This is a genomic window from Fictibacillus solisalsi (assembly GCF_900103485.1).
In the GTDB taxonomy this organism is placed as follows: Bacteria; Bacillota; Bacilli; order Bacillales; family Fictibacillaceae; genus Fictibacillus_C; species Fictibacillus_C solisalsi.
This window is the reverse complement of record NZ_FNHW01000001.1, coordinates 910,869-924,727: the sequence shown is the minus strand read 5'-3', so window position 1 is coordinate 924,727 and position 13,859 is coordinate 910,869. Positions and strand designations below refer to the sequence as shown.

The following is a 13,859-nucleotide window of genomic DNA, read 5'->3' as shown; positions in this document are numbered from 1 at the left end:
TTCAAATTTTAGCACATGCAGAAGGATCCGCACAATGTAAAGGACAAAAATCTGCAAGCTTCCGCGAAGCCCCAAAGAAAAAGCTCCCTCCACAGCCGCAAGCACGGCTGCAAGGAAGGAGCTTCTGTTCAAACTATTCTTTATCGTAATGGTTCTCTACAATCTCTGCACAGGACGGACAAAGCGTAGGATACTTTTCATTTGTGCCGACTTCTGGGGATACTACCCAGCAGCGTTCACATGTTTCGCCTTCAGCGGGCTTAACGAAGACAGCAAGCTGATCATACTGAACAGCTTCTTCTGGTGCTTCGTCCTTTGTTCCCCCGATACGCGCTTCTGAAACGATGAATAATTTATTCAGGTCTTCCACGTTCTCAAGCCAGGATTTCACGTCTGCTGATGGGTAAAGGGTAATCGAAGCTGTCAACGATTTACCGATCACTTTCTCATTCCGTGCTACTTCAAGGGCTTTTAGCACTTCATCCCGAAGATCCATGAAACGATCCCACTCCTTGATGAGCTCTTCTTCACCTGGATAGGAAACAGATTCCGGCATGCTTGTCAATTGTACACTTTCCTCTGTTACACCCGGAATATATTGCCACACTTCGTCTGCTGTATGAGTAAGAATTGGAGCCGTAAGCTTCGTGATGGCCATAAGTGCTTCATACAGAACCGTTTGTATGCTCCTGCGTTTGATGTCATCCTCAGCCTGGATGTACAGGGTATCTTTTGCGATATCCAGATAGAATGATGAAAGATCGATGGTACAGAAGTTATGGATCGCATTGTATACGGCCAGGAACTGATACTCATCATATGATTTTTTGACACGGTCGATCAGTTTGTTCAGTTTCACAAGCATGTACTGATCAATTTGCCCCAGTTCTTCAAATGGAACCGCATTGGTTTTTGGATCAAAGCCATTAAGGTTTCCAAGCAGGAAGCGCAGTGTGTTGCGGATTTTTCTGTAGACTTCCGCCACTTGCTTCAGAATTTCATCGGATACGCGGACATCCGCCTGATAATCAACCGATGAAACCCAAAGACGGAGAATATCCGCACCCAGCTGGTTCATCACTTTAATCGGATCCATTACATTACCGATGGACTTACTCATTTTGCGTCCTTCACCGTCGAGTACAAATCCATGGCTCAATACCGATTTATAAGGTGCCTTACCAGTGATTGCCACTGAAGTGGAAAGGGACGAGTTAAACCATCCGCGGTATTGGTCTGAACCTTCCAGGTAAAGATCAGCAGGACGGGTAAGATCACTGCGTTCCTCAAGTACGCTCCAATGAGAGGAACCAGAATCAAACCATACATCCATAATATCTGATTCTTTCGTAAATCGGCCATTCGGGCTGTGCGGAGAAGTAAAGCCTTCCGGCAGAAGATCTTTTGCCTCTCGCTCAAACCATACATTGGAGCCGTGTTCACGGAACAAGCCCACCACATGGTTGATCGTTTCTTCGGTCATAATCGGTTCGCCGTCTTCACCGTAAAACACAGGAATTGGAACTCCCCATGCACGCTGTCTGGAGATACACCAGTCTTCACGGTCTTTGATCATGTTGAACAGTCTCGTTTCTCCCCAGTTCGGAATCCAGTTTACTTCTTTTACCGCATTCAGCATGTCCTCTCGCATTCCTTTGATGGAGGCAAACCACTGAGCAGTTGCCCGGAAAATAACTGGTTTCTTTGTTCTCCAGTCATGCGGATAGGAGTGGGTAATGAACGATAATTTCAGCAGTGCGCCTACTTCTTCAAGCTTCTGGGTGATGTTTTTGTTCGCTTCATCATAAAACAAGCCTTCAAAACCAGGTGCTTCCTTTGTCATTACTCCGCGGTCATCCACAGGGCAAAGGACATCCAGGTTGTATCGTTTTCCAACAAGGAAGTCATCCTCCCCGTGTCCTGGTGCTGTATGAACGGCGCCGGTACCTGCATCCGTGGTTACATGCTCACCGCACATCACCAGGGAATCACGGTCATAGAATGGATGCTTTGCCACCACATATTCAATGTCTTTTCCTTTTACCGTTTGGAGAACAGAAACATCGTTCCACTCCAATTCTTTTTGCAGCTGCTCCAGAAGTGCCTGGGCGACAAGTAGCTTTCTTCCTTCTGCCTCTACAACAACATAATCCAGATCAGGGTGAACAGAGATCCCAAGGTTTGCAGGAATCGTCCATGGCGTTGTCGTCCAGATAACGATGCTCACATCCTGATCCAGCACACCTTTGCCGTCTTTTACGGGGAATGCCACGTAAATAGAGGCAGACCGTTTGTCATAATATTCGATTTCAGCTTCTGCCAAAGCAGACTCTGAGGATGGTGACCAGTACACCGGTTTTAAGCCTTTATAAATAAATCCTCTTTTTACCATCTGGCCAAAAACCTCGATCTGGCGGGCCTCATAGGCTTTGTTCAGTGTGATATACGGGTTTTCCCAATCCCCGCGTACACCAAGGCGTTTAAACTGCCCGCGCTGGCGGTCAACCTGTGTCAGAGCATACTCCTCACACTTTTTGCGGAACTCTGCCACCGACATTTCTTTCCTTTTGACTTTACCGCTTTTGGTTAAAGCCGTTTCAATCGGTAGTCCATGCGTATCCCAGCCCGGAACATAAGGTGCATTATACCCATTCATTGATTTGTAGCGGACGATGATGTCTTTTAAGATTTTATTTTCCGCATGGCCAACGTGGATATCGCCGTTTGCATATGGAGGTCCGTCATGAAGAATAAACGAAGGACGCCCTTTTGTATGTTCCTGAACCTTTTGGTAGATGTTCAGTTCTTCCCACTTCTCTTGTACCTGCGGCTCCCTTTGGGGCAGGTTTCCCCGCATCGGGAATTCCGTTTTTGGCATCAATAATGTGTCTTTGTAATTCATTGTCATCCTCCTGTATCAATAGAAAAAATCATTTCAAGCATACAAAAAGGCCTTCTCGTCACATAAAGGGACGAGAAGGCCACCCGCGGTACCACCCTAATAGGCTTTCAAACCATATTGAAAACCCGCTTTGTCATCGTATCGTGAAGTAACGCCAGGCTTACTTTTATCCGTTCAGCTTGGAAACTCCGGGGTGATCTTCCGTACAGTCCATTTACCGGTCTTCCACCATCACCGGCTCGCTTTCTTAAAAATGGGTGCTGTCCGTACTTTCCCCTTCATCGTTTACTCTATATGATAATCTTTTAAAAATTATATGCGCAGGAAGCACAAACGTCAAGCGTTCTACTTCATCTCGAGTTCGTATTCCTCTGTCGTGTCCGCCGGCTGAAGAGCATCCCAGTCCTCGTTCTTCAGCATTTCCAGCTGTGCTTCGATCAGCATGCGAAACCTTGTACGGTAGACAGAAGACTGTTTTTTCAATTCTTCAATTTCCATGGCGACCTTTCTGGATTTTGCCAGTGATTCATTGATGATGCGGTCCGCGTTCTTTTCCGCCTCCTTCACAATAAGCCTGGCTTCCTTGGTCGCGCTTCGCTTTACTTCTTCGCCTGTTTCCTGGGCAACCAGAATGGATTTGTTGAGTGTCTCTTCAATATTTTTAAAATAGGAAAGCTTCTCTTCCAATTTTTCGACGGTCTCTTCAAGGTGTCTTTTTTCACGGATCACCAGTTCATAATCCTTAATCACCTGATCAAGAAAATCATTCACCTCATCTTCATTATATCCGCGAAATCCCCTTGTAAACTCTTTATTGTGTATATCCAACGGTGTTAAAGGCATTTAAGCCACCTCCACAAATGATGCTTTCTCTTACCTACCTAGTTTCGACAATCATAATGCCATTCCTTCTATTCGGAATAATTTATTGTAAAATTCCATATTGAATGCGCCATTTATCTTTTTTGGTTTTTCCTTCGATGGCCATAAGCTTGCTGCGGCCGAATCCTCTCACAGATAAATAATCACCCGCTTCGACCGGGAAAGACACCTCTTCGGTCACTCTCCAGTTCACCTTCACTTTTGAACTCTGAATGAGGGGGTTAACTTTGGAACGGGACAGATTGTAGATTTCCGACAAGACGACATCTAGCCTGAGGGACGATACGGTGCCCTCCTTAATTGCATAAGACTCTTTTGATTCGATCAAATCGCCTTCCGCAACTCTTTCAAGCTTTACGCCCGCTTTGCCGATGCGGTCCACATTCAGCAATACATAATCACTGATTTCTTCCGCTGCAATGAGCTGGAGCTTGTCCCCATTTTGGAGAATGTCGCCAAATTTCCCACGCTTGATTCCGAGATTCATGAGAGAACCAAGCACATCCCGGTGTTCAATACTGACAAATTTGGAGGGATAGCGGACTTCCAGGATCGACACCTCAAAATCCTTGGGCTCCGGCTGGAAATAGGAGGGGAAGATAAGGGCTCTTTTTCTTTCCGAAAAAGAAGAGCCTCCCCAAAACGATAGAGAGGCTTCTGAATCCTTTCCGATAATGTTTTGGGCGATATCCTGCTCCCTAGGATCAAGAAAATCCGTCAGCTTGACCGAATATCGTTCCTCGGCTTCATCTTTCCATTGCAGCACCTGATCAATAAAAGGATATTCTTCTTTGCGAAAATGCTGATATATAGTCATTTTTCCACGCTGCCTTTAATATACGGACTGGGCGATCCAATTAAATACAATTCGGACACCGGCAGAGGCAAACGATAACGCGAATAAGGCCACAATCGGTGAGATGTCAATCATGCCGAGCGGAGGAATGATCCTTCTGAAGGGAGCCAGATAGGGTTCTACAATTCTTGCTATGAATTGTCCGATCGATGATTCTCTTGCGTTCGGGAACCAGGACATTAATATGTACGCGATAATAACATATCGGTAGATGCCGATAAGTTCAGTAATTATATTTCCAATCTGGTAAACAACCAATAAAGGCCACCGTCCTCGTTCTTTTTTTTATTCTCCTTCAAGCATTTCTGAAATCGAGCCGGATACATCCACGTTTTCCGGTGTGCATAGAAATGTATTCGGACCTAACTTTTGAATGTCTCCTCCAATGGCGTACACAGTACCGCTTAAAAAGTCGACGATGCGCTTCGCCTGGTCATGAGGAATGCGCTGAAGGTTCATGACTACCGCACGCCTGTTTTTTAGCTGATCTGCAATATCCTGTGCTTCGGCATATACCCTTGGCTCGAGGAGCACCACCTTGGACTGCTGGTGAACACTTTGGAGACTGACAACATTCTGCTTGTTTTTTTTGCTATGGGCAGGCATGGTTTCACCTTCTTCCATTTCCGCACCGTTTTCTTCTACAACCTCTTCATATACATATTCATCTTCTTCAAGATCGAAGAACCGCTTAAATTTGTTTTTTATACTCATGGATTGGCACCTCCTAAAATTCTTTGCCGACCAGGCTGGTCCCAATTCTGACGAAGGTTGCTCCTTCCTGGACAGCTATTTCGTAATCATTGGACATTCCCATGGATAGTTCTGTGCATGGCGCATGCTCGTATTGCCTTGACTGGATGTCCTGTTGCAGCTGTTTAAGTGTTGAGAATACAGAACGAAGGGTCTCCTCATCTCCGGTATGGGGCGCCATTGTCATCAGCCCGACAATCCGGATGTGAGGATACTCTTTCATTTTATCGACAAAATTGACAAGATCTTCAGCCGGCAATCCGTGTTTTGATTCTTCTTTGGATACATTGACCTGAATAAAACAGTTAATGGTCCGGTCTGCTCTTTTTTCAATTTCCTTGGCCAGGGAAAGCCTGTCCAGGGAATGGATGTAATCGACATACGGAAGGATTTCCTTCACCTTTCTGGACTGAAGTGAACCGATAAAGTGCCAGGTGACATCTCTGCCGAGTGCATTTTGCTTTTTCAAAAGCCCTTCCTGGCGGTTTTCACCAATGTGTTCCACGCCGGAGGAGATTGCCTCCTGTGCTGTTTCTGTACTCACATATTTCGTAACGGCAATGATTTTAACGTCCTGTGGGTTTCTGTTTTTTTTCTTGCAAGCTTCAGATATGTTGTTTTGAATGACTGATAGATTCTGCTGGATATTCACTTTCTGCTCCTTTCAAACGACCGATGTAGCTCATGATTCTGCCCGCTTTTCCACTTTCCCTGCGGTGGGAAAAGAAGTGATGGTTGCTGCAGCTCGTACAATACGAAGTTTCGATGATTCTGCTTTCATGTATTCCGGCCTGAATCAGAATTTGCTTGTTGACTTCCCTTAGATTGAGCATGTAGTGACCAGCACCTTTTGGCTCATAGACAAGTGCCGCCTTCTCTTTTGGCAGGACTTGCTGCACTCTTTCCATTACAAAATCATCTACCTCGTAACAGCAGCTGCCAATGGAAGGGCCGATTGCAGCAAAAATGTCATCAGACGGGACCCCTTCTTTCTTTACCCACAAATCAACCATTTTAGCCCCAATTCTCCCTACTGTACCTTTCCAGCCTGCATGAGCAAGGCCGACAAGCTGTCGGGAGGGACTCATAAAAAAAAGCGGCACACAGTCGGCGTATAAAGAAGTTAATAGCACGTCTTGATCTGCTGTATATATTCCATCGGTGCCTTTGATTGCGCTTTCCAAGTCTTTTGCGCCTTTTCCGGCATCCATTTTGGTCACTTTTTGGATCACCGAATCATGAACCTGTTCTGTACCCACCCAACACTCAAGCGGGACTTGAATGGCCTGACTCGCCCTTTGTCGGTTTTTCAGAACATCTGATGGATCATCTCCGACATGGAACCCCATATTCAGGGAGGAATACGGATTCTGGCTAAAACCATTATGCCGTGATGTAATTCCTGCTGTTAAACCGGGCAGCTGAATCATCCAGTCGTCCAGTTTGAACAAGCTGTCTTGCTGTACAAATGGTTCAGCTTTCAAAGCGCACACTTCCTTCTGAAAATTTTCTCCTTTTACAAGGAATATTGGGTTATTATGCTATTTATTTTATCATAGAACGGCCATGTGCGTATAATCCTATTTATTTTTTCAATTGGTCAAAAGGTTCTTTAATATACTCTGTCGCTTCCTGGGCATCCATATAACGAACAAGTATTACATCGGTTCCAATCTTCACGATATTTCGCCATGGAATGACAATATCGCTCTCCCTTGCAAAAAAACCGAGCATCTTTCCCGGTCCCGGGATGATCAGTGCTTCTATTTTGCCTGTATTTAAATTTATTTCCAAGTCTGCAATATGTCCAAGCTTTTTGCCGTTTGACACGTTCACTACGTCTTTGACCTGAAAATCAGAAATTTTGATCATGATATCCCCGCCCTTCTGTTATCACTATATGAGCGTGCAGTCCTTTTCATGTACAGCAAACAGCCCGCTTGTTTAAGCGGGCTGGCATTAACTGCTTTGAATATTTTTGTTCATTTGGGAGATGGCCGCTTTTTCAAGCCTTGACACCTGAGCCTGAGAGATCCCAATCTCATCTGCTACTTCCATTTGTGTCTTGCCCTGGAAGAATCTCATGGTCAGAATCATTTTTTCACGTTCATTCAGCCGGCGCATGGCCTCTTTCAGTGCGATTTCCTCAATCCATTGAAAATCTTTCGCCTTATCATCAGAAATCTGATCCATCACATAAATAGGGTCTCCGCCATCATTATAGATCGGTTCGAAAAGGGAAACAGGATCCTGGATGGCGTCCAGGGCAAAAACCACTTCCTCCTTCGGCACATCAAGCACCTCGGCGATCTGCTGTGCCGTTGGTTCCCTGGAAAGCTTGTTCATTAACTGATCCCTAACTTGCAATGCTTTATAAGCAATATCACGAAGTGAACGGGATACCCGGATGGGATTGTTATCCCTCAAATATCTGCGAATTTCTCCGATGATCATTGGAACAGCATACGTGGAGAATTTTACATTCTGGCCCAAGTCGAAATTATCAATGGATTTCATTAGGCCGATGCATCCTACCTGGAACAAATCGTCTACAAACTCCCCGCGGTTGTTAAATCGCTGTATAACGCTAAGCACTAATCGAAGGTTGCCGTTTACAAGCGTTTCGCGGGCAGTAGGATCCCCGTTCTGCATTTTGGTGAACAGTTCACGCATCTCGGGGTTTTTTAATACTGGAAGTTTGGATGTGTCCACTCCGCAGATCTCTACTTTGTTTCGGGTCAATGGATTTCCCTCCTACCGGGAGTTTTTAAGTCAAAATCAGTATCTCCCCGGCAGGAATTTTTATGCAGCAGTCCTGCATCGCCTCCAGCAGAAAAAACAGCTGCAATTCATATATCTGTAAGGTGCATCGATATGGAAATATTTTTCAAAACAAAAAAGAGGCGGCTGCCCCTTTTTAAACCATTTTGTTAAATTCCTTTTGAAGCCGTTTGATGATCCGCTTCTCCAGTCGGGAAATATAAGATTGCGAAATTCCGAGCATATCGGCGACATCTTTTTGTGTTTTTTCTTCTCCTCCTGAAAGCCCAAACCGGAGCTCCATGATCTGTTTTTCCCGGTCATTCAGCGTAAACAAGGCTTTTAGCAGCAATTTGCGGTCCACATTCGCCTCGAGCCTCCTCGTAATAATATCCTCTTCTGTACCAAGCACATCGGACAGCAGCAGCTCATTTCCGTCCCAGTCTACATTCAGGGGTTCATCAAAAGATACTTCAGACCTCGTTTTATTGTTTCTTCGCAAATACATCAAGATTTCATTTTCTATGCACCGGGATGCATATGTAGCCAGTTTAATTTTTTTCTCCGGATTAAACGTGTTGACGGCTTTGATCAAACCTATAGTTCCTATGCTGATTAAATCCTCAATGTTGATTCCTGTATTTTCAAACTTCCGTGCAATATAAACGACCAACCGTAAATTCCGCTCAATCAGCAAAGATTTTGCTGCTTTATCCCCAGTAGGCAGTTTTTCCAGCAGAACGGCCTCTTCTTCCTTGCTGAGTGGCGGTGGAAGTGCCTCGTGGCCGCCAATATAGTGGATTTCCTCAGTTTTGATACCCAGTTTCATTAACAGTTTGTACCACAATAGTGTCAGTCTCATCCGGATTTTTCTCATGTTGCTCTTCTCCCCTCTCTCTAAAATCATAAGCGTTTGTCCACAATGATTGCTCTATGATGCGGCAATTTGTTCCATTCCGTTTGACATCACTTCAGGATGAACAATACAGCTGAAATTGTTCTCACTCGACAGGCTGGTATAGCTAAATCCAATCAGCACTTTTGTGCATGAGAACTTTCCTGTTTTACTGATAATCCTCACTTCATCGGGCTTAATGGCAGGCAGAAAATCATTGTCTTTTCCCACTGCACGAAAAGGAACAATTCTCAAGCGGGCTTCCCAAGGATGGGCACAGGTTTCACCATCAGAAAACGCATGAATATCCTTCGTGAATGAAATGATTTCCTCTGGAAACTCCGTGTAATGCTCATTCATATCCAGAATCATGACAGGCACTTTAGTGATTGGGTCATGAAGTTTATTTCCGCTGTCAATCAGGCCTGTCGCATGTATTGTGGTGTCATCCATGCGAATCTCCACCTGTACCAATTCCGTATAATGGAGTTTTTGTACCTTTATGTCATCGACCCTCCTTTTTGAAAACAACCACACTGCCGGAAATCCAATGCAAACAAATGCCCAACTTAGCACATCCCCCTTTCCAGTCCCCCTAGTGGCCAGCACTCCTTGCATTATGGATAAATCACTCTGCAAAAAATAATGTGCGGCAAACAATCCCCCTCCGGTTACAAAGCTTACAAAGTAAAACATGCCAACATTTTTAATAAAGTATGAGAACTTTTTAAATCCGAATGAAACCGCCATGATAAGGAGCGAAAAACCAAACTTAATCAATGGGTGGTACATGCTGATCTCACTGGGAACGAACAACAGCAATACATACGAAGAACCGATCAGGGAACCTGTAATCAGTCTCCATTTTTGCATTTTTCGTTTTAACACCATTCCAGTAAGAACAATCAGCAGAAAATCGATGCAAAAATTAAGAAACCAAATGACATCGAGGTATAGTGCCATTTGTTTTCTCCTTTCCTATAAGATGAACCTAGTATAAAACAGGCATACCAGGAAGTCTGTCAATTCATGAGACAAGTTTCCTTGTAATTTTAAGAGATTTTGTCACAATTTTTTATCCATAACAGCAAAAAAACACCTTACTCCTGGAGTAAGGTGTTTTAAAACGTTCAATCTTGTCTTTTATCTTCGACGATTTCGGTTCCGGTTGCGCAGGAAAGTTGGAATATCAAGGGTGTCCGCTTCATGCTGTGAAGGAGGAGCCTGCCTGCTTTCGTTTGTTACTTCCTCGCGCTGGCTGCTTTGACTTGCCGGTGATTTTGGAGGCTGTTGCTGGAATTTAGGGCGTTGAGCCTGACCCTGCATTGCCTGCATGTTTTCTCTTTCATCAAATCCGGTAGCGATAACCGTAACCAGGATCTCATCTTTTAGATCTTCGTTGATCACGGAACCAAAGATCATGTTGACTTCAGGATCGGATGCTGTAGAAACAATATCCGCTGCTTCATTGACTTCATAAAGGCTGAGGTTTGCTCCGCCGGTGATATTCATCAATACGCCTTTTGCACCGTCGATCGATGTCTCAAGCAATGGTGAAGAAATGGCTTTGCGCGCCGCTTCCGCCGCACGATTTTCTCCTGTCGCAATACCGATACCCATCAATGCAGAACCTTTTTCCGTCATAATGGTTTTAACATCGGCAAAGTCAAGGTTGATTAACCCAGGAACTGCGATGAGGTCGGAAATCCCTTGAACACCCTGGCGCAATACATTATCCGCTTCACGGAATGCTTCAAGCATCGGTGTGTTTTTATCCACAATCTCTAGCAATCTGTCATTCGGAATTACAATCAAGGTATCTACTTTTTCTTTAAAGACACTGATTCCGCCAATGGCTTGAGTAGAACGCTTGCGTCCTTCAAAGGTAAACGGGCGTGTTACTACACCTACTGTCAATGCGCCCATTTCTTTGGCGATTTCAGCAATAACTGGAGCCGCACCAGTTCCGGTTCCGCCTCCCATTCCTGCTGTAACAAAGACCATATCGGCACCACGCAAGGCTTCTTCAACTTGTTCCCTGCTCTCCTCCGCCGCTTTTTTTCCGATTTCAGGATTTGCCCCGGCTCCCAATCCTCTTGTCAATTTAGAACCGATTTGCATTTTAATCTGAGCTTTAGAAAGATTAAGCGCCTGTGCGTCTGTATTGACGCAAATAAATTCTACTCCTTGTACTCCATGCTCAATCATACGGTTAACAGCGTTGCTTCCGCCGCCGCCAACTCCGATTACTTTAATTGTCGCTAATGAATCCATGTTCATATCAAACTCTAACATGAGCGTTCCTCCTAATGACTAGTTAACCCTGTCTCTTATTCGAAAAATAAACCAAACCAGTTTTTTACTTTGGATTTCATGCCGCCTCCAGCTTTTTCGCTTTGCCTGGCGGGTTGTGGCTGTTTCTTGCGCTGCTGCTGGATTTCTGCGCCTTCTGTAAGAGCAGAAGCGACCTCTTTACCCTGTACCTTAATATTTCGGTACGTAAACTGTATGAGACCGATTCCTGTGGTATATTGCGGCTCTCTCACCCCAATATAATCCGGCAAGGATACTCTAACATTATTTTGGAAGATTTCCTGTGCAAGTTCAAGCAGGCCAGGCATAGCGGCTACGCCTCCCGTAATAACAAATCCTCCCGGAAGATCGCCATAACCTTGCCGAATCAGCTCTTCATCCGCCAATTCAAGCATTTCTGCGATACGGGCTTCAATTATTAAAGCCAAATCATACTGGCTGATTTCCTGTTCTGATGATGATCCGATTTGAGCTACTGAAAACGTTTCATCCTTGGATGCATGGTCCACAAATGCATGTCCATGTTTCAGTTTGATTTTTTCTGCATCTTCGGCTGTCGTCCTGAGGCCGATCGAAATATCTTTGGAAATGAATTCGCCGCCAAAAGGAAGGACAGTGGTCATCTGCATGGTGCCTTGATCGAAGACCGAGACCGTAGTGGAACCGCCTCCGATATCAATTAAAGCCGTGCCCAAATCCATTTCATCTCTTGTCAGGGCAATGGATGCAGTCGCCAGCGGTTCAAGGCAGATATCTGCCACCTGCAGCCCGGCTCTTTCCACACACCTTAATAAATTATGTAATATGGTCTTGGATCCTGTTACAATTGTACCTTCCATTTCAAGCCTGACTCCAAGCATTCCGCGCGGGTCAATAATTTCATCCGTTCCATCTACAATAAACTGCCCAGGTATGACATCAATAATTTCCCGTTCAGGAGGAATTGAAACCACCTGCGCTGCATCAATCACACGTGCAATATCTTCGTCTCCGATCTCCCGGTCTTCACTGGAAACGGCGACAACACCATGGCATGGTTGAAGCTGGATGTGGTTTCCTTTTACACCGACTATCACTGCATTAATCGGTATACCAAGCATACGCTCTGCCTGATCTACCGCTTTTTTTATGGAACGAACTGTTTCATCGATATCAACAATAGATCCTTTTTTTATTCCTGCTGATTTTGAGTGACCTACACCAATTACATTAAAGGATTCACTGGTCATTTCTCCAATGATAACTTTAATATTGGATGTACCGATGTCTAAACTAACATAAATCTCATTGCTGTTCATTCTTTGGCACCTCCCTAAGTTTAAAATGTCCGTTATATACTATTCGTCTATCCGTTATGTAATTATATCGGTATACGAGTGGTTAATTAAGAAATAAATTCCACAAACAAGGAATATTCCCTCTTTTTTTTCTTAAGTTTTTAAGAAAAGTTAACTCTTTTTTCTTGAATCGCTCCATTTCGAAATAACAAGCCGTCGAATGACAGCTATATTATTAAACAATCTCACACCAAATGCAAATATAGCAGCTAAATATAAATCAATGCCTAGATGCACGCCGAGATAAGCCAGTGCGGCAGCAAGCAAAATATTGAAGAAAAATCCGCTGATAAACACTTTATCTTCAAAGTTCCCCTGCAAATGGGCACGAATACCGCCGAACAAGGTGTCCAGCGCTGCCAGTACTGCAATGGACAGGTAATTGGAATATTCGAGGGGTATACGTATCTCTGATAAAAACCCCAAAACCAAACCAATAATTAAAGCCAAAACCGGCAGCCACATTTACAATTCCTCCTTTGCCTGCTTCATGTATTTCACACGAATGGGTTTGTCATAAGCAGGCAGTGTCAGCTGGTTTTCAGGCTTTGAATCAATAAAGAGGTTTTCCCTTACAAAGTCTTCGGCAGATTCTGAAGCAATAATCTTATTCTGAAGTTTCTGTGCATCATCGGACAGCACCTTTATCTCAATTGGGAAGGATGAAATGGGTTGGTTATTAATATACGTTTCCCCATTAACCTCCCGGATGGGCGTGGTCGTGATGATCCGTTGTCCATCGACTGAAATATCTTTAGCATCGTACCTGTTCAGTTCATTGATTAACCTTCTGATTAATTCTGGATACACTTTAGGCATTTCACCCTCATTAAAGGGTTCGATGGTGATTACAATTCCTTGTCCGCTCATTTCTGTCAAACCTGCTTCTTCTTTTAAATCATCGAGCGCTTTTTGCATGGCCTCTATTTTTTCTTTCTTCCGTGATTGCTCATAATTGTCGAGCAGAGCCTGGTATTTCTTGATTTCATTATTCAAATCCTGCTGCCGCTGTTTTTCCTTTTCCAAATCCGCACGAAGCTCCCAGGTATCTCTGGTGTCCCGTGTGACCGGATTGTTGGTTGTCTGAAACTGAACAGCAAGCATCAGGCCGAGCACACAGGCAACACCAGAAAACACTGCCCTTCTTTTTCTGTTCAATTT

The 13,859-nt window shown here is 44.4% G+C and carries 15 protein-coding genes and 1 other annotated feature; all 15 genes read right to left on the bottom strand.

Features of this window, described 5'->3' with window-relative positions:
• Nucleotides 1-133: 133 nt before the first annotated feature.
• The 15 genes from ileS to BLT53_RS04780 all read right to left on the bottom strand — a co-directional run bounded on the left by ileS (nucleotide 134) and on the right by BLT53_RS04780 (nucleotide 13,856).
• A complete protein-coding gene (gene ileS, locus BLT53_RS04850; protein ID WP_090233176.1) occupies nucleotides 134-2,902 on the bottom strand; it encodes an isoleucine--tRNA ligase in 2,769 nt (922 codons plus the stop codon).
• 63 nt (nucleotides 2,903-2,965) lie between these two features.
• Nucleotides 2,966-3,193, bottom strand: a binding site (T-box leader).
• Nucleotides 3,194-3,247: 54 nt separating this feature from the next.
• Nucleotides 3,248-3,745 (bottom strand): DivIVA domain-containing protein, encoded by a 498-nt coding sequence (locus BLT53_RS04845; protein WP_090233174.1) that lies wholly within the window; start codon nucleotides 3,743-3,745, stop codon nucleotides 3,248-3,250.
• A gap of 82 nt (nucleotides 3,746-3,827) precedes the next feature.
• Entirely contained in the window at nucleotides 3,828-4,601 is a 774-nt protein-coding gene (locus tag BLT53_RS04840) for a YlmH family RNA-binding protein (protein WP_090233173.1), read from the bottom strand.
• Between the two features lie 15 nt (nucleotides 4,602-4,616).
• Nucleotides 4,617-4,898 (bottom strand): YggT family protein, encoded by a 282-nt coding sequence (locus BLT53_RS04835; RefSeq protein ID WP_244520358.1) that lies wholly within the window; start codon nucleotides 4,896-4,898, stop codon nucleotides 4,617-4,619.
• 27 nt (nucleotides 4,899-4,925) lie between these two features.
• Complete coding sequence (locus BLT53_RS04830; protein WP_090233172.1) at nucleotides 4,926-5,354, bottom strand: cell division protein SepF; 429 nt, start codon at nucleotides 5,352-5,354, stop codon at nucleotides 4,926-4,928.
• Nucleotides 5,355-5,367: 13 nt separating this feature from the next.
• Nucleotides 5,368-6,045: a YggS family pyridoxal phosphate-dependent enzyme gene (locus BLT53_RS04825; RefSeq protein ID WP_090233170.1), complete on the bottom strand. Its 678-nt coding sequence runs from the start codon at nucleotides 6,043-6,045 to the stop codon at nucleotides 5,368-5,370.
• Complete coding sequence (gene pgeF, locus BLT53_RS04820; protein WP_090233169.1) at nucleotides 5,999-6,877, bottom strand: peptidoglycan editing factor PgeF; 879 nt, start codon at nucleotides 6,875-6,877, stop codon at nucleotides 5,999-6,001. Before pgeF ends, BLT53_RS04825 begins: the two co-directional genes overlap by 47 nt.
• A gap of 100 nt (nucleotides 6,878-6,977) precedes the next feature.
• Complete coding sequence (locus tag BLT53_RS04815) at nucleotides 6,978-7,265, bottom strand: YlmC/YmxH family sporulation protein (RefSeq protein WP_090233167.1); 288 nt, start codon at nucleotides 7,263-7,265, stop codon at nucleotides 6,978-6,980.
• 87 nt (nucleotides 7,266-7,352) lie between these two features.
• The gene (gene sigG / locus BLT53_RS04810; RefSeq protein ID WP_061969281.1) at nucleotides 7,353-8,135 is read right to left on the bottom strand and encodes an RNA polymerase sporulation sigma factor SigG; all 783 of its coding nucleotides are present in this window, start codon (nucleotides 8,133-8,135) and stop codon (nucleotides 7,353-7,355) included.
• 175 nt (nucleotides 8,136-8,310) lie between these two features.
• A complete protein-coding gene (gene sigE / locus BLT53_RS04805; RefSeq protein WP_090233166.1) occupies nucleotides 8,311-9,030 on the bottom strand; it encodes an RNA polymerase sporulation sigma factor SigE in 720 nt (239 codons plus the stop codon).
• 54 nt (nucleotides 9,031-9,084) lie between these two features.
• A complete protein-coding gene (spoIIGA, locus tag BLT53_RS04800) occupies nucleotides 9,085-10,011 on the bottom strand; it encodes a sigma-E processing peptidase SpoIIGA (RefSeq protein ID WP_090233165.1) in 927 nt (308 codons plus the stop codon).
• Between the two features lie 180 nt (nucleotides 10,012-10,191).
• A complete protein-coding gene (ftsZ, locus tag BLT53_RS04795; protein ID WP_090233163.1) occupies nucleotides 10,192-11,343 on the bottom strand; it encodes a cell division protein FtsZ in 1,152 nt (383 codons plus the stop codon).
• Nucleotides 11,344-11,378: 35 nt separating this feature from the next.
• Nucleotides 11,379-12,659, bottom strand: coding sequence for a cell division protein FtsA (gene ftsA, locus BLT53_RS04790; RefSeq protein ID WP_090233162.1), 1,281 nt, complete (start codon nucleotides 12,657-12,659; stop codon nucleotides 11,379-11,381).
• Between the two features lie 150 nt (nucleotides 12,660-12,809).
• Nucleotides 12,810-13,163 carry a small basic family protein gene (locus BLT53_RS04785; RefSeq protein ID WP_061969271.1) on the bottom strand — a complete coding sequence of 118 codons (354 nt, stop codon included), beginning with the start codon at nucleotides 13,161-13,163 and terminating at the stop codon, nucleotides 12,810-12,812.
• Entirely contained in the window at nucleotides 13,164-13,856 is a 693-nt protein-coding gene (locus BLT53_RS04780; protein ID WP_170834239.1) for a DUF881 domain-containing protein, read from the bottom strand.
• Between the last annotated feature and the right edge of the window lie 3 nt (nucleotides 13,857-13,859).